The organism is Streptomyces eurocidicus (assembly GCF_002891295.1).
Classification (GTDB): Bacteria; Actinomycetota; Actinomycetes; order Streptomycetales; family Streptomycetaceae; genus Streptomyces; species Streptomyces eurocidicus.
The window spans coordinates 413,238-437,160 of the sequence record NZ_LGUI01000008.1 but is presented as its reverse complement, the minus strand read 5'-3'; the positions used below and the strand labels follow the sequence as shown (position 1 = coordinate 437,160).

Sequence of the window (23,923 nt, the reverse complement as noted above, 5' to 3'; positions counted from 1 at the left end):
CCCGTACCCGAGAAGCCGGCCGAGGCCCCGCCGGAACCGTGCGTACTGACTGAACCGTTCGTACCAGCCGAATCGCGCGCACCGGCCGATCCGTGCGCACCGGCCGATCCGTGCGTACCGGCTGAACCGTGTGTACCGGCTGAACCGTGTGTACCGGCTGAACCGTGTGTACCGGCTGAACCGTGTGTACCGGCTGAACCGTGTGTACCGGCTGAACCGTGTGTACCGGCTGAACCGTGTGTACCGGCTGAACCGTGTGTACTGGACGAACCGTGTGTACTGGACGAACCGTGCACACCCATCGCCCCGTGCATACCGGCCGAACCATGCGTATCGGACGACCCGTGCACACCAGCCGAACCATGCGTATCGAGCGACCCGCCCGGCCCGGCCGACGCGTCCTCACCCCGCACCTCGGCGGACGGCACCGGCGAAGGGGCCGGAACCGGGGCGGCCGTCCCCCCGGCGGACATCGCGCCGGGGGTCCCGGGGGTCCCGGGAGCCACAGCGGCCCCCGCCGTCCCCGAAGCACCCGGACGCCGGTCCGGGATCCCGATCGCGTCGGCCGCGTCCTGCAACCACTGAGGCGGACTCAGCAGGAACGACGTCGCCTCCAGATCCAGCCGCTTGGGCGGTTCGTCCGCCACCGGCGCGGGCTCCTCCACGACTCCGTACTCCTCCTCGTACCGCCGGATCACCTCACCGACCGGAAGCCCCGGCCACAGCGTCGTCTCCCCGCTGTCACGGGCGATCACCAGCCGGGCGTTGCCGCCGTCCGACGTCGGACCGTCCTCCCGGTCCTCCGCCCACACCACGAAGCCCAGATCGAACTCCCGCACCCGCACCTCACGGTGCTGGTACGCCGGGACGTCACCGTTGACCCACCGCTCCGCGCGCTCCTGCGCCTGCGCGAACGTCACCATCCCGCGCTCACCCCTCCACCGGGACGGCGTACGCGAAGCCACCGTCGACCATCAGGTTCGCGACGGTCTCCAGCTCCGGCGGCCCACCGGCCAGCCGCGACAGAAACGCGTCGAAGTCCTCACCGCACGGCAGCAACAGCCGCTCCACCCGCTCGTGCACCGTCCAGCCGTCCCGGTCCCGGGCATCGTCGTACGGGCAGAACCACACCGAACCGATCGCCTCGCCCTTCACCTTCACCGCGAGGACACCACCCTGCACGAAGGCCACACCGAGGTAGTCCTTGGTGAAGTGGTCGCGCAGACACTTGTTCACATAGACGAGGTCATTGACCGCCGCCTCGTCCCGCACCGTGAAGAACGGCTGGTCCACCAGCAGACCCAGCTCCGCGTCCAGCGCCGCGCCCACCGGCGCGCAGCCGCCCGCGGCCTTCAGGAACGCCCGGTAGGCGCCCGGCAGCCGGTAGCCGAGGTCCTCCTCGACGCCCTGCACCTGCTCCTCCGTCACCGCCAGCTCCCGGTGCGGCAGCGCGAAGTGCACCGGCCGGGTCTCCTGGAGCGGCCGGGTACCGCGCTTGTCCTGGTCGACGGCGGCCGTCGCCAGCCCGCCGTGGTGCCGCAGCAGCGCCTTCACCTCGGCCGGGACCAACTCCAGCCGACGGGTGCCCGCCACGTGGTGCCACGTCCAGCCGTGCGGCGTCGCGACCAACGGCAGGCTCGCCCATAGCTCGTGCCCCTCGGCGTGCAGGGCCGCGTTCGCCGACACGTAGTCGGTCAGCCGCAGCTCGTCGACACCGAAGCCCTCCGGAGGCTCGGCGATCTCCGCCGCGGCCCGCGCGTAGGGCGAGAAATCCGGGAAGCCGTCGTCGTCCACCCGCACACCCTTGGGGTAGCGGCCGGCCCGCACCGGGTCCGGGAAGTGCACGACCTGCCCGGCATAGGCCGTGTTCGGTGGCGCGGCCTGCTGCCCGAGCCGACCTGTCGTCATGGCGGATGCCCCCTGCTGACTGTGTCCCCTGACGGCCCGGACAGGTGCGGCGGACGCCGCGGGCCACCAGACCCCGGCAGCGCCACGGGGCGGCCCGGCCGGTCGGTGTCCCCATGGCCGAGAACACTCCTGGTGCGGCACAGCCTATGCGGTGCCGCAAGGCGGCCCGCGCGCTCCCGCGCCCCGTTTGCGGCCGCACTCCACGGGCCCGCCACGCCCGGGATGCCACGGTCACCACGCAATGCCCCACAGTGATCACCCGACACATGAACACCACACGGCACTCACCCAACCCCGACCTGACTTCCACACCCGCCACCCCATTTGGCAGGCTGATCCTCGCAACAGGGGGATTGCACGGGAGGGAAGAACCACCATGCACACGACACAGGACCGCCAGACCGACGGCACCTCACCCGGCGACCCCCGGCTCAGCTGGAGCGCCACGGAGGACGCCGACCGTCCGCCCGCCCTGCTCCACCGCCGCGACGGCATCCTGCCCGCCGTCGCCGCCGCCCTCTCCGTCCGCGGCGAGACCCTGACCTGCACCGGCGGCAAAGCCGAGCAACCTCCCGCACTCCACCCCCTCGTCCAGGACTTCCTCGACACCCTCACCAGCGACCGCCGCGAACGCTTCACCGGCCGCTGCCCCGAGGCCCTCCTCCTCACCCGCTACCTCACGGCCTTCGAAGCCGGCCGCAGCAAACGCGCCTCCCGCAAACCCCTCACCCACGGCGAGGCCCGGCGCGCCCTCAAACACGCCAAGCTCACCGCCCGCCACATCCGCGAGGACGGCGACCCACGGCACGGCGCCTACGCACCCCCCTGCCGCTCCTGTACCGCGCTCCTCACCCACTTCGGCGTCCGGGCCGTCGACCCCGCCGCCCCGAACCACGGCAAGGGCTGACCCGCATGCGCGCCTTCGACCGCACCGCCGCCACCCGCTTCCCCGTCGCCGTCGACGCCGCCCTGCGCGAAGCCGGCTGGCAACCGGGCCGCTGGGACATCAAGGCCGCCGAACACTGGGCCGACGCACTACGCGCCCACACCTCCCCGGCAGGCCACCGGCACACCGTCTTCCCCGCCGCCGTAGAAGCGTGGGCCGAGTTCGGCGGCCTCCACATCGCGGCCTCCGGACCCGGCCGGCACATCGCCCCCACACCCTTCCGGATCGACCCCCTGCACGGGCTGCACCTCGCCCGCACCGTCGCCGACCTGGGCCGCGCCCTCGGCGCCGACGTCTGCCCGCTCGGCCAGGAAGCCGACGGCCAGGCACTGCTCACGATCGACGCCCACGGACGCGTCTACAGCCTCGACCACACCGGCGACTGGTACCTCGGCTCGGACATCGACCGCGCCATCGGCGCCCTCGTCACCGGCACCCGCCCCTCACGCCTCTCGGCAGGACCGCGCGCACAGAGCGCCTGACACCCGCGACCCTCCGGGCACACCCCCGCCGCAGCCACCCACAAGGACGCCCCACAGGGACGAGAACCAGCCAAAACCAGGGCGAAAACAGGTCGAATCACCAAGGCGCCCGATACGTCCGAACCGAACCGCCCGCCACGTCGTTGAACAACCCGCGCACCACCCCACGCCCGCACCACATCCCGGCCGCCCCGGCGCGCCACATCACACCCGCTCGCGCCACCACGCACCCCCCGGACGCCGCAGGCAAACACCTCAGGCGCGCACACCACCGCCCCCGGGAATCACCGCCGAGACCCGGAAACCCCCCGCGTCCGTGGCCCCCGACACAAAGACCCCACCCAGCGCCGAGACCCGCTCCCGCATCCCCACCAGACCATTGCCACCACTCGGCAACCCGGCATCCGCCGCCCCGCCCTCCGACGGACCGTTCTCCACCTGAAGCGCCACCTCACCCTCACGGTGCGCCAGCCTGACTATCGCCTTCGCACCCGGCGCATGCTTGTGCACATTCGTCAGAGCCTCCTGCACCACCCGGTACGCCGTACGCTCCACCCTCGGCCCGTACGACCGCTCCTCACCCTCCACACACAGCTCGACGACCATGCCCGCCGCACGCGACTGCCCGACCAGATCCTCCAGACCGTCCAGGCACGGACCGTCACCGAGCCGGCCCTCGTCACCCGCCGGCACCACCCCGGCCACCGACACCCGCGCCGAAGCCGCGGCAGCGACCTCCGCGAGCCGCTGCGGACCCGCGTCCGCCGCGGGAACCACCAAGGACTCCCCCGACGACGTCCGCAACACGCCCAGCATCTCCCGCAACTCCGTCAGCGCCTGCCGGCCCATGTCCCCGACCAGACCCGCGTTCTTCGACGCCTTCTCCGGATCCTTCAACGCCACCGCCTGCAGCGCCGCCGCGTGCACCACCATCAGCGACACCCGGTGCGCCACCACGTCGTGCATCTCCCGCGCGATCCGGGTCCGCTCCTCGTTCCGCGCCCAGACGGCCCGCTCCTCGGCCCGGTCCGCCAGCAGCGACAACTCCCGCTCCAGCCCGTCCGCCCGCTCCCGCAGACTCTCCACGAGCCGACGCCGGGCCCCGACGTAGAGCCCGGTCAGCACCGGCGGCGCGGACACACCCAGCGACATCAGCACGGCGAAGAAGGTCACCAGCCACGTCCCCGGGCGGTAACCGTCGTCCGCCAGATCCTGATCGAACCGGACGAACACCACGACGAACGTCCCCACGACCGACGCCCCGGCCAGCACCACCGTCAGCCGCCGCGGCACATCGGACGCCGCCAGCGTGTACAGCCCCACGATCCCCAGCAGCAGCCCCATCTCCGCCGGAGAGATCGCGATCGAGATCAGCACGACGGCTATCGGCCACCGCCTCCGCAGCACCAGCGACGCCCCGATGGGCACCCCCAGCACCAGCCCCAGCACCCCGGGCGCCCCTACCTGATGCGCGAACCCGACGCCCTCGGCCGCACACTCCAACGCCGACAGCAGTCCCAGCACGACATCCAGCACCAGACTCCGCCGCCGCGCCCACCACCACGGCCCCTCGGGCGCGCCCCGCGCGCCGCCTTCCGCGATTGCCCCCGTTGTGGTCATACCACCCAGACTACGGGCGGTCGCCACCGGTTTTCCTGTACGCGCAGCAGCACGAGACGCGTGCGATTGAGGGTGAAAGGCACCACTTTCCCTCGAACTGTTGAATCGGTTCTGTTTTCGCCACACATGTGTCCATGCGCGGCGAGAGTGGAGCCATGGTCCAAGCGAAGACAGAGCTCCAGGCCCGCGCCCGAGAGCTACGACTGGCAGGAAAGACGTACAACGAGATCGTGGCGGAGCTGGGGGTGGCGAAGAGCTCGGTGTCACTGTGGGTGAGGGATCTCCCGCAGCCGCGGAAGACGGCGGAGCAAATGCATCTGATGCGGGAGGCGCGGTGGGCACCGCACCGCCAGGAGCAAGCGATCAAGCGCGACCAGACGAAACGGGACGCCACCCACGAGATCGGCCGGATGTCGGATCGGGAACTGTTCCTGGTGGGCATCGGGCTGTACTGGTCCGAAGGCAGCAAGACCAAGCCGCACAGCAAGGAAGAGAGAGTCGTTTTCGTCAACAGCGACCCTGGCATGATCCAGGTCTACCTCGCCTGGCTCAGTCTGCTCGGAGTCAAACCCGATCAACTCCAGTACCGCGTCATGATCCATGAGTCAGCCGACATCTCGGCAGCGGAGACGTTCTGGGCGAACCTCGTCGGCGTAGACGTAGCTGCCCTCAGCAAGACGACCCTCAAGAAGCACAACCCCAAGACCGTCCGCAAAAACGTCGGGGAGGAGTACCGAGGCTGCCTCGCCGTCCGCGTCCTGAACGGCGCCGACCTATACCGTCGCATCGAGGGCTGGTGGTACGGCATAGTGTTGGCAGCACGGCCGACAGCCTGATGGAATGTCCGGTTTAGGCCGATATCATCCCCCGTGGTGTAATTGGCAGCACTGTGGCTTTTGGTGCCATCTGTCCGGGTTCAAGTCCTGGCGGGGGAGCTCAAGGTTCGAATCCCCGGGTCCTGACCCCCAGGTCAGGACCCGCCCGCGTTTCGGCGTGTAAACGCACCGGTATCCTTCGGATGTCCACCACCCGAAGCCGAAGGGCACACCCGTGAGCGCCAACCGCCCGGCAGCCGTCGTCGTCCTCGCAGCGGGTGAGGGCACCCGCATGAAGTCGGCGACCCCCAAGGTCCTGCACGCCATCTGCGGCCGCTCTCTCGTCGGACATGTCGTCGCCGCCTCCCGCGAGCTGGACCCCGAGCACCTCGTGGTGATCGTCGGGCACGCCCGCGAGAAGGTCGTCGCGCATCTGGCGGAGACCGACCCCGAGGTCCGCACCGCCGTGCAGTACGAGCAGAACGGCACCGGCCACGCGGTGCGCATGGGCCTGGAGGCGCTCGGCGACAGCGGGATCGTCCTCGACGGCACCGTCGTCGTCGTCTGCGGCGACACCCCGCTGCTGACCGGCGAGACCCTGCGGAAGCTCAGCGACGCGCACGCCGCCGACGGCAACGCCGTCACCGTGCTCACCGCCGAGGTCCCGGACTCCACCGGCTACGGACGCATCGTGCGCGATGAGGCGACCGGCGCCGTGACGGCGATCGTCGAGCACAAGGACGCCACCGACGCGCAGCGCGCCATCCGTGAGATCAACTCCGGTGTGTTCGCGTTCGACGCCCGGCTGCTGGTCGACGCGCTCGGCAAGGTCCGTACGGACAACAGCCAGGGCGAGGAGTACCTGACCGATGTCCTGGGCATCCTGCGCGAGGCCGGTCACCGGGTGGGCGCGGCCGTGGCCGGGGACCACCGGGAGATCCTGGGCATCAACAACCGCGTCCAGCTCGCCGAGGCGCGCCGGCTGCTCAACGAGCGGCTGCTGCACACGGCGATGATGAGCGGTGTGACGGTCGTCGACCCGGCCTCCACCTTCGTCGATGTGACGGTGACCTTCGAGCAGGACGTGCTGGTCCACCCGGGCACCCAGCTGCTGGGCGCCACCCACCTGGCGCAGGACGCCGAGGTGGGTCCGAACAGCCGGCTGAAGGACACGACGGTCGGCCGGGGCGCGGTCGTGGACAACACCGTCGCGGACGGTGCCGTGATCGGCGAGGGTGCGAACGTCGGCCCGTACGCCTATCTGCGGCCCGGTACCCGGCTCGGGGCGAAGTCCAAGGCCGGTGCGTACGTCGAGATGAAGAACGCCGTGATCGGCGAGGGCACCAAGGTGCCGCATCTCTCCTACGTGGGCGACGCCACGATCGGTGAGTTCACGAACATCGGCGCCGCGAGCGTCTTCGTGAACTACGACGGTGTGAACAAGCACCACACGACGATCGGCTCGCACTGCCGGACCGGTTCGGACAATATGTTTGTGGCTCCGGTCACGATCGGGGACGGCGCCTACACGGCCGCCGGCTCGGTCATCACCAAGGATGTGCCCCCGGGTTCGCTGGCTGTCGCACGTGGGCAGCAGCGGAATATCGAGGGCTGGGTTGCACGTAAGCGCCCCGGGAGCGCAGCCGCACAGGCCGCTTCCGCTGCTGAACGAGACGCTCGTCCCGGGACCCAGGAGACCGACGGCGGGCAGTGACCGTGACACGGGGGCGCCGTGCGGGGCGTACCGTGATAAGCGCACACAAAGCGACATCCAAGGAGACTGTGCTGTGACCGGGATCAAGACGACCAGCGAGAAGAAGCTGATGCTCTTCTCCGGCCGCGCCCACCCCGAGCTTGCCGAGGAGGTCGCGCACCAGCTGGGCGTCGGCCTGGTCCCGACCAAGGCATTCGACTTCGCCAACGGTGAGATCTACGTCCGCTTCCAGGAGTCGGCGCGCGGTGCCGACTGCTTCCTGATGCAGAGCCACACGGCTCCCATCAACAAGTGGGTCATGGAGCAGCTGATCATGATCGACGCGCTGAAGCGCGCGTCGGCCCGCTCCATCACCGTGGTCGTGCCGTTCTACGGTTACGCCCGTCAGGACAAGAAGCACCGTGGTCGTGAGCCGATCTCGGCCCGTCTGGTCGCGGATCTGTTCAAGACCGCGGGTGCGGACCGGATTCTCACGGTCGACCTGCACACGGACCAGATTCAGGGCTTCTTCGACGGCCCGGTCGACCACCTGTTCGCCCTGCCGATCCTCGCGGACTACGTGGGTGCGAAGGTCGACCGTGACAAGCTGACGGTCGTCTCGCCGGACGCCGGCCGTGTGCGCGTCGCCGACCGCTGGTGCGACCGTCTGGGCGCGCCGCTGGCGATCGTCCACAAGCGCCGTGACAAGGATGTCGCCAACCAGGTGACGGTGCACGAGGTCGTCGGTGATGTGAAGGGCCGCGTCTGCGTTCTGGTCGATGACATGATCGACACTGGTGGCACCATCTGTGCCGCCGCGGACGCGCTGTTCGCGAATGGCGCCGAGGACGTCATCGTGACGGCCACGCACGGTGTGCTCTCGGGTCCGGCCGCGGACCGTCTGAAGAACTCCAAGGTGAGCGAGTTCGTGTTCACCAACACCCTGCCGACCCCGGGTGAGCTGGAGCTGGACAAGATCACGGTGCTGTCGATCGCGCCGACGATCGCGCGTGCGGTGCGTGAGGTGTTCGAGGAGGGTTCGGTTACGAGCCTCTTCGAGGAGCAGGCGTAACAGCTCTCCCCTCATCACATCCGATCGTCTTCTGATCGATTTCTGGGCGGCCTCCCCGCCGGGTACACTCATCGAGTTGCTCGGCGAGGGAGGCCGCACTGGTGTGCGGCGGTCCGTTATCGACGCGCTCTTCGTAGCAGGTCTGTCGTGGGCCGGGTGACGGCCGTCAGATCTTTTCGCTTACGAGGAGTGCTTATGTCCGAGATCAAGATTCCCGCGCAGTCCCGCACCGAGTTCGGCAAGGGCTTCGCCCGCCGCGCCCGTGTCGCCGGCCAGGTTCCCGCCGTCGTCTACGGCCACGGCTCCGAGCCGGTCCACATCACCCTGCCGGGCCACGAGCTGATGATGGCGCTCAAGACCCCGAACGTCCTGCTCTCCCTGGACATCGAGGGCCGCGACGAGCTGGTCATCCCCAAGGCGATCCAGCGTGACGCGCTCAAGGGCTTCCTGGTCCACGTCGACCTGCTGGTCGTCAAGCGCGGCGAGAAGGTCACCGTCGAGATCCCGGTCCAGACCGAGGGCGACCTGGCCCCGGGTGGCAACCTGCTCGAGCACGTCCTGAACACCCTGCCGGTCGAGGCCGAGGCCACCCACATCCCCGAGGCCGTCGTCGTGAGCATCGCGGGCCTGGAGGCCGGCGCCTCCGTCCTGGCCAAGGACATCACCCTGCCGGCCGGTGCCACCCTGGCCGTCGACGCCGACGCCGTCGTCCTGCACGTCGTCGCCGGTCAGGCCGCCGAGGAGACCGCCGAGGGCACCGAGGGCTGATCCTCGCCCTCCCCGGCTTTTTCTTTGCGACCGCCGTCCCGCTCCACCGGAGCGGGGCGGCGGTTGGGTTATGAAGGAGATATGCAGATGACGGACGACTCCAGCCCCTGGCTGATCGTGGGCCTGGGCAACCCCGGGCCCGAGTACGCGGGCAACCGCCACAACGTGGGCTTCATGGTCGCCGACCTCCTGGCGGAGCGGCTGGGTGCGAAGTTCAAGGCGCACAAGGCGCGGGCCCAGGTGGTCGAGGGCCGGCTGGGTGCGCCGGGGCCGTCGAGCCGGCGGGTCGTGGTGGCGAAGCCGGCGTCGTTCATGAATCTGTCGGGTGGGCCGACGGCCGCGCTGCGGGACTTCTACAAGGTGCCGGTGGAGCGGATCGTCGCCGTCCATGATGAGCTGGACATTGATTTCGGTCAGCTGCGGCTGAAGCTGGGTGGGGGCGACAACGGTCACAACGGGCTGAAGTCGATCACCAAGGCCATGGGGCCGGACTACTGCCGGGTGCGGTTCGGGATCGGGCGGCCGCCGGGCCGGATGCAGGTCGCGGATTTCGTGCTGAAGGACTTCTCGTCGACGGAGCGCAAGGAGCTGGCGTTCGAGGTCGACCGGGCCGCGGACGCGGTGGAGACGCTGATCGTGGACGGTCTGGAGCGGGCGCAGGGGACGTACAACTCGTAGGTCAAGGTTCCGCCGGGCCCCGGTCCTGAGAACGCCGGACGGGCTGGTTTTCCAGCCCGTCCGGCGTTTGAGGACGCGCCCGCAGGGCGCTCGCCGGCACGGCGGGCACCTGGACCCGCGGCGTCAGCCGGTGTTGCGCAGGCCGGCGGCCACGCCGTTCACGGTGAGCAGGAGTGCCCGGGCGAGCAGCGGGTCGGCCGCTTCGCCGCGCTCGGCGGCCTGCCGCTGCCGGTGGAGGAGCGTCACCTGGAGGTACGAGATCGGGTCCAGGTAGGCGTCGCGGATGTGGAAGGTCTGGCGCAGGACGGGGCTGGCGTCGAGGAGTTCGGCCTCGCCGGTGATGCGCAGGACTTCCTGGACGGTCAGCTCGTGCTCGGCCTTGATGGCGTCGAAGACGTGCTTGAGCTCGTCGGGGACCAGTGTGTCGACGTAGTGCTGTGCGATGCGCAGGTCGGTCTTGGCGAGGGTCATCTCGACGTTGGAGAGGAAGTTCTGGAAGAAGTGCCAGTGCTCGTGCATCTCCTCCAGGACGGTGTCGAGGCCGGCTTCGCGGGCCGCCTTGAGGCCGGAGCCGACGCCGAACCAGCCGGGGACGATCTGGCGGGACTGGGTCCAGCCGAAGACCCACGGGATGGCGCGGAGGCCGTCGAGGCCGGCGCCGGAGTCGGGGCGGCGGGAGGGCCGGGAGCCGAGGTGGAGCTCGGCGAGCTGGTCGACGGGGGTGGCGGCGAAGAAGTAGGCGGGGAGGTCGGGGTCCTCGACGAGGCGGCGGTAGGCGTCGTGGGCGGCGTCGGAGACGGTGTCCATCGCCGCGTCCCAGCGGGCGAGGGCTTCGTCGGACTGCCGGGGTGAGGTGTGCAGGGCGGATGCCTGGAGGGTGGCGGCCACCGTCAGTTCCAGGTTTTCCCGGGCGAGGGCGGGGATGAGGTACTTGTCGGAGATGACCTCGCCCTGCTCGGTCACCTTGATCTCGCCTTCGAGGGTGCCCCAGGGCTGGGCGAGGATCGCGTCGTGGGTGGGGCCGCCGCCGCGGCCGACGGTGCCGCCGCGGCCGTGGAAGAGGCGCAGGCGGACGCCGTAGCGGTGGGCGACGTCGCGCAGCCGGCGCTGGGCGCGGTGGATCTCCCACTGGCTGGTGGTGATGCCGCCGAACTTGGAGGAGTCGGAGTAGCCGAGCATGACCTCCTGGACGTCGCCGCGGAGGGCGACGAGGCGGCGGTAGGAGGGGTCGGCGAGCATGTCGTCGAGGAGGCGGTCGGCTTCCTTGAGCTCGTCGGTGGTCTCCAGGAGGGGGACGATGCCGATCTTGGCCCAGCCGGCGTGGAGGTCGACGAGGCCGGCTTCGCGGGCGAGGACCGCGGCGGCGAAGACGTCGTCGGCGCCCTGGCACATGGAGATGATGTAGGACTCGACGACTTCGGGGCCGAAGCGGGCGAGGGCCTCGCGGACGGTGTCGAAGACGCCGAGGGTCTTGGCGCCGTCGGCGTCCAGGGGGGCGGGCTTGGGGGCCAGCGGCCGGCGCGAGCGGAGTTCCTTGGCGAGGAGCTTGCGGCGGTAGTCGCGGGGCATGTCGGCGTAGCGCCAGGACTCCTCGCCGAGGCGGTCGAAGAGCTGGCCGAGGGCGTGGTGGTGGGCGTCGGCGTGTTCGCGGACGTCCATGGTGGCGAGGTGCAGGCCGAAGGCGGCGAGGGTGCGCAGGGCGCGTTCCAGGCGGCCGTCGGCGATGAGGGCGCCGCGGTGGGCGCGCAGCGAGTCCTGGACGAGCTGGAGGTCGGCGAGGAGGTCGGCGGTGCCGAGGTAGTCGCGGCCGGGCTCGTGGGGGGTGTTGCGGGCGAGGCGTTCGCGGGTGTTGACGAGCTTCTGGCGGACGCAGGTGGCCTTGAGGCGGTAGGGCTCCTCGGCGTTGAGGCGCTTGTACCGGGGGCTGATCTCGGGGAGGAGTTCCAGGTCGTGCTGGAGGGAGGTGAGGAGTTCCTCGGTGGCGCCGCTGTTGCGGATGGAGTTGGAGAGGGCGCTGCGGAGGAGGTCGACGAGTTCGAGGGCGTCCGTGATGCCGTGTTCGTGCTGGAGGATCAGGACGTCCCAGGTGACCTGGGGGGTGACGTTGGGGTTGCCGTCGCGGTCGCCGCCGATCCAGGTGCCGAAGGTCAGCGGGCGGGTGGTGGCGGGGAGGGTGACGCCTACGCGGTCGAGCTCGGCGGCGAGGTCCTCCAGGACGTCGCCGACGGCGTTGGCGTGCAGTTCGTCGAGGTAGTAGATGGCGTTGCGGGCCTCGTCGGTGGGCTCGGGGCGGGCGACGCGCAGTTCGTCGGTCTGCCAGAGCAGGTCGATGTTCTCGGCGAGGCGGAGGTCGGTGCGGCGCTTCTCGCCGCCGCCGGTGGCGGGGGTGTCGAGGAGCTCGGCGATGCGGCGGAGCTTGTTGAGGACGCTGCGGCGGGCGGCCTCGGTGGGGTGCGCGGTGAAGACGGGGCGCACATTGAGGTTCTCGACGGTCTGCCGGAGGTGGTCGGCGTCGGCGTCCTTGAGCTGGTCGGCGGTGCGGGCGAGGATCGAGCCCTCGGCGTCGCGCTTGGCGCGCAGCTCGCGGCCGCGGTGCACCTGCTCGGTGACGTTGGCGAGGTGGAAGTAGGTGGAGAAGGCCCGGACCAGCTTGGCGGCCGTGTCGGGGTCGGTCTCGCCGAGGAGGCGGGCGGCGGCCTCGCCGTCGGTGCGGGTGAGGGCGCGGACGCGCTCGACGAGGGCGAGGAGCTCCTCGCCCTCCTGGCGGACCAGGGTCTCGCCGAGCAGGTCGCCGAGGCGGCGGATGTCGGCGCGCAGGGCGGCGCTGCGCTGTGCTTCGTCCGCGCTGTGCCGGGTTTCGTCGGCGGCGGGGCTGATGTGGTCGGCACTGCTCACAGGTGCGGCTCCTTGCAGAGTTTCTGAGCACGTCTGGAGGGGTTGCGGACCGCGCTGTCCGGCGTGCACCAGCATAGGTCGCCGTCCGACGCGCGGTCGTCCACAGCCCTCTTGTTCCGGGGCGCCTCCCTGCCATACTTACGAGGCCGTAGGTTACGGACCCGTAGCCATGCCCCGAGCCCCCTGAGGGATCTCATGACTGCAAGCCCCGACGTGATCGAAGACGCGCCGAAGGCCCAGGACACCCCGCTGCCGTCCGCCACCCTGGGTGGCGACAGCAAGCGGTCCGTGGAGCAGATCGCGCTTCTGCTGTTCATCACCGTCCCGTTCGTCGCGCTGCTGGCGGCGGTGCCGCTGGCCTGGGGCTGGGGGGTGAGCTGGCTCGATCTCGGGCTGATGGTGGCGATGTATTACATCGGCTGCCACGGCATCACGATCGGTTTCCACCGTTATTTCACTCATGGTTCGTTCAAGGCGAAGCGGCCGTTGCGGGTCGCGCTGGCGATCATGGGGTCGATGGCGGTGGAGGGGCCGCTGGTGCGCTGGGTGGCGGATCACCGCAGGCATCACCGGTTCTCGGACGCGGAGGGCGATCCGCATTCGCCGTGGCGTTACGGCGAGACGGTGCCGGCGCTGCTGAAGGGCCTCTGGTGGGCCCATGTCGGATGGATGTTCGACGAGGAGCAGACCCCGCAGCAGAAGTACGCGCCGGACCTGATCAAGGATCCGGACATTCGCCGGGTGTCGCGCCAGTTCGTGCTGTGGACGGCGGTGTCGCTGCTGATCCCGCCGCTGGTGGGCGGCCTGGCCACCTGGTCCTGGCAGGGTGCGGTGACGGCGTTCTTCTGGGGTTCACTGGTGCGGGTGGCCCTGCTGCACCATGTGACGTGGTCGATCAACTCCATCTGCCACGCGGTGGGCAAGCGGCCGTTCAAGTCCCGTGACCGGTCGGGCAACGTCTGGTGGCTCGCGGTGCTGTCCTGCGGTGAGTCCTGGCACAACCTGCACCACGCGGACCCGACCTCGGCGCGGCACGGTGTGCTCAAGGGGCAGCTGGATTCCAGCGCCCGGATCATCCGGTGGTTCGAGAAGGCCGGCTGGGCCCATGACGTGCGGTGGCCGGATGCGGGCCGCGTCGACTCCAGGCGGAAGCGGTGATGCCGCTCGGGGGTGCCCCCGGCGGTGGCTGGGGGAGGCATGATTGACAGCGTGGCGATCGATAGCAATACCACCAGTAACAAGAACCGGGCCTCGGATTCGGGGCCGCGCCGCACCCGGAGGGTGCGGATGACCGGCGCGGAGCGCCGTGAGCAGCTGCTGGACATCGGTCGCACACTCTTCGCCGAGAAGGGATTCGAGGGCACGTCGGTGGAGGAGATCGCGGCGAAGGCCGGGGTCTCCAAGCCGGTGGTGTACGAACACTTCGGCGGCAAGGAGGGGCTGTACGCGGTGGTGGTCGACCGCGAGATGCGTCAGCTGCTGGACCTGGTGACGGGCGCGCTGACGGCGGGGCACCCGAGGGAGCTGCTGGAGCAGGCGGCCTTCGCCCTGCTGGATTACATCGAGTCGTATACGGACGGCTTCCGGATCCTGGTCCGGGATTCCCCGGTGGCCCAGTCGACGGGCACCTTCGCATCGCTGATCAGCGATATCGCGACGCAGGTCGAGGACATCCTGGGCCTGGAGTTCAAGGCCCGCGGCTTCGATCCGAAGCTCGCCCCGCTGTACGCCCAGGCGCTGGTGGGGATGGTGGCGCTGACGGGGCAGTGGTGGCTGGACGTCCGCAAGCCGAAGAAGGCGGAGGTCGCGGCCCATCTGGTGAACCTGGCGTGGCACGGGCTGGACGGCCTGGAGCCGAAGCCGCGGCTGGTGGGCCACCGGCGTTCCTGACCCCCGGCCTGACCCCCGGCCCGGCCCCGCGCTGCCCCGGCCTCCGGGAGGCCCGGCCGCCGCCCCGCGGGTCATCGCCGCCGCGCCACCACGAAGACCCTCCGGAAGGGCAGGACGGTGCCGTGCGGCCCCGGTGGGTACGCCTCGCGGAGCATCGCCCCGTACGCCGCCAGGAACTCCTCCGTCGCCGCCGGGTCGCCGGCCAGGGCGGTCAGGACCGGCCTGAGGGCCGTCCCCTTGGTCCAGTCGAGGACGGGATCCGGGCCGGTGAGCAGATGGCTGTAGGTGGTCTCCCAGGCGTCGACCGTGAGGCCGAGCGCCATGAGCCGGTCGAGGTAGCCGGCCGGTTCGAGGACGTGCCCGGTCCCGTGGCGGCCGCCGAGCCGCTCCCGCCAGCGCTCGCTCTCGCACAGCTCCCGCAGCAGGGCATGGCTGGGGGCCCGGAAGTTCCCGGGGACGGTGAAGGCGAGGCTGCCGCCGGGGGTGAGGGCGGCCGTCCAGGCCGGGAAGGACGCGGCGTGGTCCGGCACCCATTGCAGGGTGGCGCTGGAGACGATCAGGTCGAGGGGTTCGGCGGGCGCCCAGTCGGTGAGGTCGGCGCGGGCGAAGTCGATCCGGCCGCCGCCCGGTACGGGTCCGGCGTGCGCGGCGGCCTCGGCGAGCATCTCGGGCGAGCTGTCGAGGCCCGTGATGTGCGCGGTGGGCCAGCGTACGGCGAGGAGCACGGTGGCATTGCCGGGGCCGCAGCCGAGGTCGGCGACGCGGGGCCCGCCGGAGCGGGCGGGCGGGTCGGGGATCCGGGCGAGCAGGTCGTGGAAGGGGCGGGCGCGGTGGCCGGAGTGGCGGAGGTACTGCCGGGGGTCCCAGGTGGCGGCGGTGCGCATGGTGACGGGCCTCCTCGCGGAAGGGCGGGGCGTACCGAGCACTCCGGAAGGGAGCATTCCGCACGCTTCCGTTCCAGCATGACCCCACAAAACTCTTGACGTCAAGAGACTTCATGTCGACAGACCCTCTACACTGATCGCCATGGAGGACGAGGTCGATCGGCTTGTCGCAGCATGGCGTCGCGAGCGCCCGGACCTCGATGTGGAACCACTCGAGGTGCTCAGCCGTGTCAGCAGACTCGCCCGCCACCTCGACCGGGCCCGGCGGCTCGCCTTCGCCGAGCACCAGCTGGAGCCCTGGGAGTTCGACGTCCTGACGTCGCTGCGCCGGGCCGGGGCGCCCTATCAGCTCTCCCCCGGGCAGCTGCTCACCCAGACCCTGGTCACCTCGGGCACCATGACCAACCGCATTGACCGGCTCGCCAAGAAGGGCCTCGTGGAGCGGCTGCCCGACCCCACCGACCGGCGGGGCGTGCTGGTGCGGCTGACCGCCGAGGGCCGGGACCAGGCGGACGAGGCGCTGGCCGGGCTGCTCGCGCAGGAGCGTGCGATCCTGGGCGAGCTCTCCCGCACCCAGCGCAGCGAACTGGCCGGTCTGCTACGCCAGTTGACCGCCCCGTTCGACAACATTCCCGGCTAGGTCCACCGGTCCCACCCCGGCCCGCCGGGCCAGGGCCACCGCCGCGAGCGTGGAGTGCACCCCGAGCTTGCCCAGGACGTTCTGCATATGGGTGCGGACGGTGTGCGGGGAGAGATAGAGCCGCTCGGCGACGGCCTTGCGGCCCAGCCCGGCCACCATGCAGCGCAGCACCTCCCGCTCGCGCGGGGTCAGCGACTCCACCAGCCGCTCGCTCTCGGTGCGGTGCTTACGGGCCGCGGTGAGCTCCCGCAGCACGCCCGTGAGCAGCGCGGGCGGCAGATGCGTCTCGTCCCGCAGGACGCCGCGGATGACGGCGAGCAGCCTGGAGAGCGAGCAGTCCTTGGCCACCCAGCCGCCCGCGCCCGCCTGGAGCGCCGCCGCGGCCCGTCTGGGGTCGTCGCGCTCGGCGAGGACCACCGTCCGCACGGCGGGCTGGCCGCTGCGGACCCCCGCCACCAGCGAGATGCCGTCGACGACCCCCTCGCCCTGCCCCGGGGCCTCGTGCCCGCGGAGCTGCCCCGGCACCACGTCCGGAGCCACCGTGCCCAGATCGGCGTCCACCAGGAGCACGTCGAAACGCCGTCCCTCGCTCGCCGCCCGCTCCAGCGCGCGCAGCGCCGCCGGCCCGCTGCCGGCCGCCGAGACGTCCACATCCGGCTCGGCCGCAAGGGCGGCGGCGAGCGACTCGGCGAAGATGCGGTGATCGTCGACCACCAGTACCCGAATACGTGCCACAGCCACCCCCATATCCCGGGAGAACGGCCAGTACGGGTACGGCGCCCGGTCGCGGGGCCGCCAAGCGCGCACGGCCGCCGCCGTGCCCTGACAGAACCGCCCCGCCCCGGGCGTCGTACCTGACTGTCTCGCCCCCTGATCAGCGTCGGCCCCCACCGGCGCTGTGCATCAGCGTACGGCCGGGGTCCGGCGCCGGAAGCCGATTGGCAAAACTGCTTGACCCGCCTGTTGATGGTGAGCTTTATGTTCAGTATTGGGGCAGTGAACGACATGGAACGACGCAATGTCGGCCATGAGCCGACCATGAGCGGTCCGGCCCGCCCGGCCGGAGCCCGCCCCTGAGCGGGCCGGCGCCCGGCCGGGGCCCCTCAGGGCCCGTCCGGGGGCCACCGGAGCCGCCGGGCGCCCTCCCCCGCCACGGCCGGAAACACTCGTGGCACGCGGTGCCCGGCCGCCACGAACGCCCCGGTGACGGCCTCGGCGACGGCCGCCTCGGACCCGGATTCCACCAGCACCACGGCCGAACCGCCGAAGCCGCCCCCGGTCATCCGGGCGCCCAGCGCGCCCGCTCCGTTCGCGACTGCGACGGCCAGATCCAGCTCCGGGCAGGAGACCGCGAAGTCGTCGCGGAGCGAGGCGTGCCCGGCCGTGAGCACCGGTCCGACGGCGATGACACGACCGGCCTCCAGATGATCGACAACCTGCCGCACCCGGTCGTTCTCGGTGACGACATGGCGCACCAACGCTCGTACGGCCGGATCCGGCACCCTGCCGAGGGCCGATTCCAGCCCCTCGGAAGGGATGTCCCGCAGAGAGCGCACGCCCAGCGCGCGAGCCCCTTCCTCGCAACCGGCGCACCGGGCCGCGTACGCGCCGTCCGCGAGGGCGTGCCGTACCCGGGTGTCCACCACCAGCAGGGACAGCCCGGCGGCGGCCGGGTCCAGGGGGACGTGCCGGTGGCCGAGGTCGCGGGTGTCGAGGTACAGCGCGTGGCCCGCGACGCAGCGGGCGGAGGCGGTCTGGTCCATGATCCCGCAGGGGACGCCGACGAACTCGTTCTCCGCGCGGCGGCAGAGCGCGGCGATCTCCGGCCGGGACAGCCCCAGCCCGCCCACGCCGTCGAGCGCGAGGGCGACGGCGCACTCCACGGCCGCGGAGTACGACAGCCCGGCCCCGCGCGGGACGTCGCCGTCCAGGTGGACGTCCGCGCCCGGGGCGGGGTGGCCGGCCGCCCGCAGCGCCCAGAGGACGCCCGCCGGGTAGCCGGCCCAGCCGGGACGCGGCCGGGCGCCAGGTCCGCCGCCGGGAGCTCCGCCCGGAGGGCCGCCGGGCCGTCGCCCAGGTGCAGGCGCAGCCGCCCGTCGGCGCGCGGCGCGGCGGCCGCCCGGACCGTGTGCGGCAGCGCGAAGGGCAGTACGAGCCCCTCGTTGACGTCGGTGTACTCGCCGATCAGGTTGACGCGGCCGGGCGCCGCCCAGACGCCTTCCGGGGCGTGGCCGAAGGCCCGCTCGAAGGCGGCCGAGGCGGCGTCGGCCGCGGCCGGGTCGCCGGCGGTCATTCGACGGCCGTCCGGCGGGCGAACTCCCAGGCGTCGGCGATGATCCCGGCCAGGTCGGGGCGGGCGGGGCGCCAGCCGAGGGTCTCCGCGGCGCGCTCGGCGGAGGCGACGAGGACGGCGGGGTCGCCGGGCCTGCGCTCGGCGGCGAGCTGCGGGATCGGGTGGCCGGTGACCTTGCGGGCGGCCTCGACGACCTCGTGCACGGAGAAGCCGTTGCCGTTGCCCAGGTTGCAGACGAGGTGCTCGCCGTCGCGGGCGGCGGACAGGGCGCGCAGGTGGGCCTCGGCGAGGTCGGCGACGTGGATGTAGTCGCGCACGCAGGTCCCGTCGGGGGTGGGGTAGTCGTCGCCGTGGACGGAGATGGCCGCGCGCCCGCCCAGGGCGACCTGGAGGACGAGCGGGATCAGATGGGTCTCGGGGGCGTGCCGCTCGCCGTACCGCCCGTACGCCCCGGCGACGTTGAAGTAGCGCAGGGACACGGCGGCCAGGCCGTGGGCCGCGCACTCGCCCTCGATCATGTGGTCGACGGCGAGCTTGGTGGCGCCGTAGGGGTTGGTGGGGCGGGTGGGGGCGTCCTCGGTGATCGGGACGGTGCCGGGTTCGCCGTAGACGGCGGCGGTGGAGGAGAAGACGAGGGTGCGGACGTCGGCGTCGCGCATGGCGGCGAGGAGCTCGGCGGTCCCGCCGACGTTGTTGCGCCAGTACGGCTCGGGGTCGGCGACGGACTGGCCGACCTGCGAGAAGGCCGCGAAGTGCAGGACGGCGTCGTACGAGCTGTCCAGCCAGCGGCCCGCGTCCTGGACGCGGCCCTCGATAAAGCGGACGCCGTCGGGGACGGCCGCGCGGTGGCCGGTGGAGAGGTCGTCGAGGACGGTGACGGAGTGCCCGGCGGCCAGCAGGTGCGCCGCGACGACGCTGCCGACGTAGCCCGCTCCGCCCGTGACCAGGTAAGTGCTGCCGCTCGTTCGCTGATTCACGCGCTCGCTACCTCTCGCAGTCGCCGGGCCGCGGCCTCGGGCGGCACATCGTTGATGAACACACTCATGCCGGATTCGGAACCGGCGAGGAACTTCAGCTTGCCGGGAGCCCTGCGGACGGTGAAGAGCTCCAGATGCAGGGCGAATTCACCCTTGAGGGGGTGCCGGGCGGGCGCCTGGTGCCAGGCGGAGATGTACGGGGTGGGCGGCTGCCCGGGACCGAAGATCCGGTCGAAGCGGCGCAGCAGCTCCAGCTGGATCCCGGGGAGCTCCGCGCGGGCCGCGTCGTCGAGGGCGGTCAGGTCGGGGACGCGCCGCCGGGGGTACAGGTGGACCTCGTAGGGCCAGCGGGCGGCGTAGGGGACGTGGGCGGTCCAGTGCGTGCCGTCGAGGACCGTGCGGCGGCCGTCGGCGAGCTCGGCGGCGAGGGTGTCGTCGAAGAGGTTCCGGCCGCCGGTGCGCCGGTGGTGGGTGGCGGCGTTGGCGAGGACGCGCGTGGTGCGCGGGGTGACGAAGGGGTAGGCGTAGATCTGGCCGTGCGGGTGGCCGAGGGTGACGCCGATCTCCTCGCCGCGGTTCTCGAAGCAGAAGACCTGCTCGACGGTGGGGAGCGCGGAGAGCTCCGCGGTGCGGTCCGTCCAGGCGGCGAGGACGAGGGCCGCGTGCTCGGGGCCGAGGTCGGCGAACGAGGCGTCGTGGTCGGGGGTGAAGCAGACGACCTCGCAGTGGCCGAGGTCGCCGGTGAGGGAGGGGAAGCGGTTGTCGAGGACGACGACGTCGTAGCCGGGGGCCGGGATCTCGGTGGGGGCGGCGCCGGGGCGGGTGGGGCACAGGGGGCAGGCGTCGGAGGGCGGGTGGTGGGTGCGGGTCTGGCGGTGGGCGGCGATGACGACGTCGTCGCCGAGTAAGGGGTCGTGGCGGATCTCGGGGGTGCCGGGGTCGGGGCGGAGGGGGCGGGGGTCGAGGGTGTCGTGCGGGGTGTCGTCGCGGAGGTCGTAGTAGCGGAGGGTGCGGCCGTCCGCGAGGGTGATCGCCGTCTTCTTCACGGGGGGCTCTTCCCCAGCCCCGCCCCTTCCCGAACCGGGGCTCCGCCCCGGACCCCGGTCCTCAAGCGCCGGACGGGCTGAAAATCAGCCCGTCCGGCGATTGAGGACACCGCGCGTCAGCGCGGAAAGGGGGCCTGGGGGCGAAGCCCCCGGTTACGGGAAGGGGCGGGGCTGGGGAAAACGCCGCCCGCAGGGCGCCCTCAGCCTCGGAGGTCGCCCAGGCCCGCAGGGCCTCTCGGCGGGGCGCCCGCCGCCGCGCGGTCCAGCAGGCCCGTCCGGGCCGCCAGCGCCGCCGCTTCCAGGCGGGACCCGACGCCCAGCTTCATCAGGACCCGCTGCACATGCGTCCGCGCCGTGCTGGGCGCTATTCCCATGCCTGCCGCGATCAGCCTCGTGTCCTCCCCCTCCGCGACCCGCACCAGCACCTCGACCTCGCGCGGTGTCAGCAGCTGGAGCAGCCGGGCGCCCTCGTCGTCCGGCTGGGCGGCGGGGTTGAGGAGCTCCGTGAAGGCCCCTTGGAGCAGCTGGGGGTCGACGGCGGCCTCGCCCGCGCGGGCCTTCATCATGGCGCGCTCGACGCCTTCGATGCGCTCGTTGTGGCGGACGTAGCCGGAGGCGCCGGCGGCGAAGGCCGCGGCGATGCCGAGCGGGCTCGGCACCGGGCCGAGGACCACGACGGCGACCTGCGGCCGTTCCCGCTTGATCCGGACGACCGGGTCGAAGGCCCCCGGCTCGGCGGGGGTGGCGGTGCCCAGCAGGCACACTTCGGGTGCGCGGCTCACCACCAGGTCGGCCGCGCCCGCGCTCGGCGCGGCGGCGGCCAGCACGCGGTGCCCGCGCAGCTTCAACGCCGAGGCGAGCGCCTCGGCCAGCAGACGGTGGTCGTCGACCACCATGAGCCGCACGCCCATTGCGCTTGCCCCCTGTCGCCCGCGTACGTCTCTCCTCGGCCCCTCTTGCCCCCGGAAGCTACACGCTTGTTCGACGTCGCGCGCCCCTTACCGGTGAGAAGTCCCCCGGAATGCCGAAATCCCTGCCAATCACGTGTACTTCGAGACTGAAACGGATCGTTCAGGCACGAAGGCGTGGCGGGCAGGGATACGGACTTTCATGGTGCCGCATCGTGCGGCAACCGGTCGGAAACGGCAACCGCGTCAACGCGGCGCGCGGGCCCGGAGACCCGCGCGTCAACCTCGGGCGTCAGCTCCCACCGTAGATCTGGAGCGTGTACTGCTTGCCCAGACCGGCGACGGTGACCTTACGGATGTAGTTCGTGCCCAGGAAGAGCCGGCCCTGGGCGTAGACGCCCTGCTGGTAGTCGGGCGAGAGCTCGCTCTCGGCGCGTGCCGTTTCGTCGGCGTTCTTCAGGAGGACGTCGGCCTTGTACGTCTTGGGGTCGATGCGCAACACCTGCCCGCCCCACCGGAAGTTCGCGATCCGGTAGGCCAGCGGGTAGCCGTCCTTGTCGACGCCGAACGGGATCATGTCGGTGCCGGCGGTGCCGTCCGTCTTGCCCTTGGTCTGGCCGGTGGCCAGGTCGAAGGCGACGATCTCGTTGACGCGGCCGGGCTTGCTGCTGTCGCCGGAGGCGTGCTCCTCGGTCGGCAGGTACAGCGTGTCCTTGGTGACGGACATCTTGGTGCAGCCCTCGACCTCGGTGGACGGGCACTTCGGCTCGTACTTGCCGTTGCCCGTGGAGATCTTGCTGCGGAGCGTGCCGTCCTTGCCGCTGTCGTCGACGACGAAGAAGTCCGAGGCGCCGTTGCCCGTGGTGTCGCCCGCGGAGACCGCGACGACGAGCGGGTCGGTGGAGGCGATGTGCGGGTAGTTCAGCCCGGACGGCACCTTGAAGGTGGACTTGACCGCGCCGGACTTGGGGTCGAGCGTCTGCACGGAGACCTGCGGGCGCTCGTAGTCGCCGCAGCGGCGGACGGCGACGAGCTTGCTGCCGCCGGCGTAACCGGCGTCCTTGCAGTTGGAGCTGTCCTCCTTGGGCTTCCACAGCTCCTGGCCGTCGAGGCTCCAGGCGGCGCCGCCGCTGGTGCCACCGGCCGCGACGGTGCCGCCGCCGATGGTGACCTCGTCGAAGGTGACGTCCCGGTCACCGGACTTGGCGGACTTCTGCCAGAGCTTGGTGCCCTTGTTCACGTCGAAGGCGATGACCTGCGTGCAGGGGCCTCCGTACTTCTTCTCCTCGCTGGGCTTGCCGTCGCTGACGAGGACGACGGCCTTGCCGTCGTCGGTCGGCTTCTGGCTGGCCCAGCAGACGGCGCCGTCGAGCGGGAGCTCCCACTTCTTGCCGCCGCTCAGGCCATAGCCGACGATCTTGTAGACGTCGGCCTTGGCGACGGCCTGGTCGCCGGCCCACAGGCCCTTGGCGCTGACGAGGTCGTCGACCTTCTCCTGCTCGACCTCGAAGAGCAGCTTGCCGTCGACGGCCTTGGGCTTCTCGCCCTTGTCGCCGCCCTGCTCGCCGTTGCCCTGCTTGCCGCCGGTGCCCTGGCTGGTGCCGGCGCCGCCCTTGGCCTGGTCGTCCTTGCCGTCACCCGAAACGGCGTACCAGACGCCGCCGCCGATGACGAGGACGAGCGCCACCGCGGCGCTGACGATGACCGCCATGCGCTTCTTGGCGGCGCCGCCGGAGCCGGGGGTGCCGGGGGCGCCGTAGGGGCCGGGCTGCTGGGGGTAGGCGCCGAACTGCGGCTGCGTGGGCGCGCCGAAGCCCTGGCCGGGCTGTCCGGGGCCGCCCGGGTAGCCGTAGCCGCCGGGCTGGGGTGCCTGGCCGGGGTAGCCGTAGCCGGGCTGCGGGGCCTGGCCCGGGTAGCCGTAGCCGCCCGGGGCCGCGGGCGGTGCCTGCGGCGGTGCGCCCGGCGGGGGCGGCGTCCGGGGAGTGCCCGGGGGCGGGGGCGGCGTCTGCGGGGCGCCCGGCGGCGGCGGGGGCACCTGGGACGGCTGCGCCGGCACCTGGGGCGCCGCCTGTGTCGGCTGCTGGGGCGGGTAGCCGTACGAGGGGTTCGGCGCGCCGAAGCCTCCGCCCGGCTGCGCCGGCGGAACCCCCGGCGGCTGGTTGGGCGGCTGGGGCGGCTGTGACATCAGCTTTCCTCTTCACGCGGGTCGGTGGCCCGACCGGTCTCCCCCGCGATCCCGGTGGCTGAAAATCCACCGGGAAGGAGCGAATCGGGCAGGCGACCCGCCAGTCGGTCGGCAGGCGAGCGGGGGTTCTTTCTATCACCCGATTTCTCGTACCAACGGGCCGATCCCGGGGTTTGCACCGCCTGAGACCGGCCCGTGACGAGACTGTTGCGACTCGTGATCC

General features: G+C 71.7%; 19 protein-coding genes, 1 tRNA gene and 2 pseudogenes. 11 read left to right on the top strand and 11 right to left on the bottom strand.

Going from position 1 to position 23,923, the window contains the following annotated elements:
* Nucleotides 1-335: 335 nt before the first annotated feature.
* Nucleotides 336-923, bottom strand: a pseudogene (locus tag AF335_RS35915) (SUKH-4 family immunity protein); the annotation flags it as partial.
* A 7-nt stretch (nucleotides 924-930) separates the two neighbouring features.
* A complete protein-coding gene (locus AF335_RS23995; protein WP_102920485.1) occupies nucleotides 931-1,908 on the bottom strand; it encodes an SMI1/KNR4 family protein in 978 nt (325 codons plus the stop codon).
* 376 nt (nucleotides 1,909-2,284) lie between these two features.
* Here AF335_RS23995 and AF335_RS23990 point away from each other — a divergent pair, with 376 nt between their 5' ends.
* Together AF335_RS23990 and AF335_RS23985 are read left to right on the top strand one after the other, a co-directional pair.
* The gene (locus AF335_RS23990) at nucleotides 2,285-2,815 is read left to right on the top strand and encodes a YwqJ-related putative deaminase (protein WP_102920484.1); all 531 of its coding nucleotides are present in this window, start codon (nucleotides 2,285-2,287) and stop codon (nucleotides 2,813-2,815) included.
* Nucleotides 2,816-2,820: 5 nt separating this feature from the next.
* On the top strand, nucleotides 2,821-3,336 hold the full coding sequence (locus AF335_RS23985; protein ID WP_102920483.1) for an SUKH-3 domain-containing protein: 516 nt from the start codon (nucleotides 2,821-2,823) through the stop codon (nucleotides 3,334-3,336).
* Nucleotides 3,337-3,591: 255 nt separating this feature from the next.
* Here the strand turns inward: AF335_RS23985 and AF335_RS23980 are convergent, their stop codons facing one another.
* On the bottom strand, nucleotides 3,592-4,956 hold the full coding sequence (locus tag AF335_RS23980) for a sensor histidine kinase (RefSeq protein ID WP_102920482.1): 1,365 nt from the start codon (nucleotides 4,954-4,956) through the stop codon (nucleotides 3,592-3,594).
* 155 nt (nucleotides 4,957-5,111) lie between these two features.
* Here AF335_RS23980 and AF335_RS23975 point away from each other — a divergent pair, with 155 nt between their 5' ends.
* From AF335_RS23975 to pth, 6 genes are all read left to right on the top strand, one after another.
* The gene (locus AF335_RS23975; protein WP_102920481.1) at nucleotides 5,112-5,792 is read left to right on the top strand and encodes a hypothetical protein; all 681 of its coding nucleotides are present in this window, start codon (nucleotides 5,112-5,114) and stop codon (nucleotides 5,790-5,792) included.
* 27 nt (nucleotides 5,793-5,819) lie between these two features.
* Nucleotides 5,820-5,891, top strand: a tRNA-Gln gene (locus AF335_RS23970).
* Between the two features lie 115 nt (nucleotides 5,892-6,006).
* A complete protein-coding gene (gene glmU / locus AF335_RS23965) occupies nucleotides 6,007-7,485 on the top strand; it encodes a bifunctional UDP-N-acetylglucosamine diphosphorylase/glucosamine-1-phosphate N-acetyltransferase GlmU (RefSeq protein ID WP_102920480.1) in 1,479 nt (492 codons plus the stop codon).
* Nucleotides 7,486-7,558: 73 nt separating this feature from the next.
* Nucleotides 7,559-8,536 (top strand): ribose-phosphate diphosphokinase, encoded by a 978-nt coding sequence (locus AF335_RS23960; protein WP_087927776.1) that lies wholly within the window; start codon nucleotides 7,559-7,561, stop codon nucleotides 8,534-8,536.
* A gap of 195 nt (nucleotides 8,537-8,731) precedes the next feature.
* Nucleotides 8,732-9,304, top strand: a complete 573-nt coding sequence (locus AF335_RS23955) for a 50S ribosomal protein L25/general stress protein Ctc (protein WP_102920479.1) — start codon at nucleotides 8,732-8,734, stop codon at nucleotides 9,302-9,304.
* Between the two features lie 87 nt (nucleotides 9,305-9,391).
* A complete protein-coding gene (gene pth / locus AF335_RS23950; RefSeq protein ID WP_102920522.1) occupies nucleotides 9,392-9,982 on the top strand; it encodes an aminoacyl-tRNA hydrolase in 591 nt (196 codons plus the stop codon).
* A gap of 123 nt (nucleotides 9,983-10,105) precedes the next feature.
* Here pth and ppc read toward each other — a convergent pair whose 3' ends face one another.
* On the bottom strand, nucleotides 10,106-12,859 hold the full coding sequence (gene ppc, locus AF335_RS23945; protein WP_102920521.1) for a phosphoenolpyruvate carboxylase: 2,754 nt from the start codon (nucleotides 12,857-12,859) through the stop codon (nucleotides 10,106-10,108).
* 213 nt (nucleotides 12,860-13,072) lie between these two features.
* On the opposite strand from ppc, the gene AF335_RS23940 reads away from it, so the two are divergent.
* Together AF335_RS23940 and AF335_RS23935 are read left to right on the top strand one after the other, a co-directional pair.
* Nucleotides 13,073-14,035 carry an acyl-CoA desaturase gene (locus AF335_RS23940; protein WP_102920478.1) on the top strand — a complete coding sequence of 321 codons (963 nt, stop codon included), beginning with the start codon at nucleotides 13,073-13,075 and terminating at the stop codon, nucleotides 14,033-14,035.
* A gap of 39 nt (nucleotides 14,036-14,074) precedes the next feature.
* Nucleotides 14,075-14,767 (top strand): TetR/AcrR family transcriptional regulator, encoded by a 693-nt coding sequence (locus AF335_RS23935; protein ID WP_184743493.1) that lies wholly within the window; start codon nucleotides 14,075-14,077, stop codon nucleotides 14,765-14,767.
* A 71-nt stretch (nucleotides 14,768-14,838) separates the two neighbouring features.
* Here AF335_RS23935 and AF335_RS23930 read toward each other — a convergent pair whose 3' ends face one another.
* Entirely contained in the window at nucleotides 14,839-15,651 is an 813-nt protein-coding gene (locus AF335_RS23930; protein WP_102920477.1) for a trans-aconitate 2-methyltransferase, read from the bottom strand.
* A gap of 142 nt (nucleotides 15,652-15,793) precedes the next feature.
* Between AF335_RS23930 and AF335_RS23925 the strand changes: the two genes are divergently transcribed.
* Nucleotides 15,794-16,291 (top strand): MarR family winged helix-turn-helix transcriptional regulator, encoded by a 498-nt coding sequence (locus AF335_RS23925; RefSeq protein WP_102920476.1) that lies wholly within the window; start codon nucleotides 15,794-15,796, stop codon nucleotides 16,289-16,291.
* Here AF335_RS23925 and AF335_RS23920 read toward each other — a convergent pair.
* The 6 genes and pseudogenes from AF335_RS23920 to AF335_RS23895 form a co-directional block, all read right to left on the bottom strand.
* A complete protein-coding gene (locus AF335_RS23920; protein WP_102920475.1) occupies nucleotides 16,250-17,026 on the bottom strand; it encodes a response regulator transcription factor in 777 nt (258 codons plus the stop codon). The two genes, AF335_RS23925 and AF335_RS23920, sit on opposite strands and share 42 nt — an antisense overlap.
* A 368-nt stretch (nucleotides 17,027-17,394) precedes the next feature.
* Nucleotides 17,395-18,584: pseudogene (gene galK / locus AF335_RS23915) on the bottom strand (galactokinase).
* Nucleotides 18,581-19,561 (bottom strand): UDP-glucose 4-epimerase GalE, encoded by a 981-nt coding sequence (gene galE / locus AF335_RS23910; RefSeq protein ID WP_102920474.1) that lies wholly within the window; start codon nucleotides 19,559-19,561, stop codon nucleotides 18,581-18,583. Before galE ends, galK begins: the two are co-directional and overlap by 4 nt.
* The gene (gene galT, locus AF335_RS23905) at nucleotides 19,558-20,607 is read right to left on the bottom strand and encodes a galactose-1-phosphate uridylyltransferase (protein WP_102920473.1); all 1,050 of its coding nucleotides are present in this window, start codon (nucleotides 20,605-20,607) and stop codon (nucleotides 19,558-19,560) included. Before galT ends, galE begins: the two co-directional genes overlap by 4 nt.
* Before the next feature lie 200 nt (nucleotides 20,608-20,807).
* Nucleotides 20,808-21,518: a response regulator transcription factor gene (locus AF335_RS23900; RefSeq protein WP_102920472.1), complete on the bottom strand. Its 711-nt coding sequence runs from the start codon at nucleotides 21,516-21,518 to the stop codon at nucleotides 20,808-20,810.
* A gap of 289 nt (nucleotides 21,519-21,807) precedes the next feature.
* Complete coding sequence (locus tag AF335_RS23895) at nucleotides 21,808-23,700, bottom strand: outer membrane protein assembly factor BamB family protein (protein WP_146045610.1); 1,893 nt, start codon at nucleotides 23,698-23,700, stop codon at nucleotides 21,808-21,810.
* Nucleotides 23,701-23,923 lie beyond the last annotated feature (223 nt).

Excerpts from the sequence above, each read along its gene's own strand:
- AF335_RS23995 (WP_102920485.1), bottom strand. The coding sequence starts at position 1,908 with ATGACGACAGGTCGGCTCGGGCAGCAGGCCGCGCCACCGAACACGGCC.
- AF335_RS23990 (WP_102920484.1), top strand. The coding sequence starts at position 2,285 with ATGCACACGACACAGGACCGCCAGACCGACGGCACCTCACCCGGCGAC.
- AF335_RS23985 (WP_102920483.1), top strand. The coding sequence starts at position 2,821 with ATGCGCGCCTTCGACCGCACCGCCGCCACCCGCTTCCCCGTCGCCGTC.
- AF335_RS23980 (WP_102920482.1), bottom strand. The coding sequence starts at position 4,956 with ATGACCACAACGGGGGCAATCGCGGAAGGCGGCGCGCGGGGCGCGCCC.
- AF335_RS23975 (WP_102920481.1), top strand. The coding sequence starts at position 5,112 with ATGGTCCAAGCGAAGACAGAGCTCCAGGCCCGCGCCCGAGAGCTACGA.
- AF335_RS23955 (WP_102920479.1), top strand. The coding sequence starts at position 8,732 with ATGTCCGAGATCAAGATTCCCGCGCAGTCCCGCACCGAGTTCGGCAAG.
- pth (WP_102920522.1), top strand. The coding sequence starts at position 9,392 with ATGACGGACGACTCCAGCCCCTGGCTGATCGTGGGCCTGGGCAACCCC.
- AF335_RS23940 (WP_102920478.1), top strand. The coding sequence starts at position 13,073 with ATGACTGCAAGCCCCGACGTGATCGAAGACGCGCCGAAGGCCCAGGAC.
- AF335_RS23935 (WP_184743493.1), top strand. The coding sequence starts at position 14,075 with ATGATTGACAGCGTGGCGATCGATAGCAATACCACCAGTAACAAGAAC.
- AF335_RS23930 (WP_102920477.1), bottom strand. The coding sequence starts at position 15,651 with ATGCGCACCGCCGCCACCTGGGACCCCCGGCAGTACCTCCGCCACTCC.
- AF335_RS23925 (WP_102920476.1), top strand. The coding sequence starts at position 15,794 with ATGGAGGACGAGGTCGATCGGCTTGTCGCAGCATGGCGTCGCGAGCGC.
- AF335_RS23900 (WP_102920472.1), bottom strand. The coding sequence starts at position 21,518 with ATGGGCGTGCGGCTCATGGTGGTCGACGACCACCGTCTGCTGGCCGAG.
- AF335_RS23895 (WP_146045610.1), bottom strand. The coding sequence starts at position 23,700 with ATGTCACAGCCGCCCCAGCCGCCCAACCAGCCGCCGGGGGTTCCGCCG.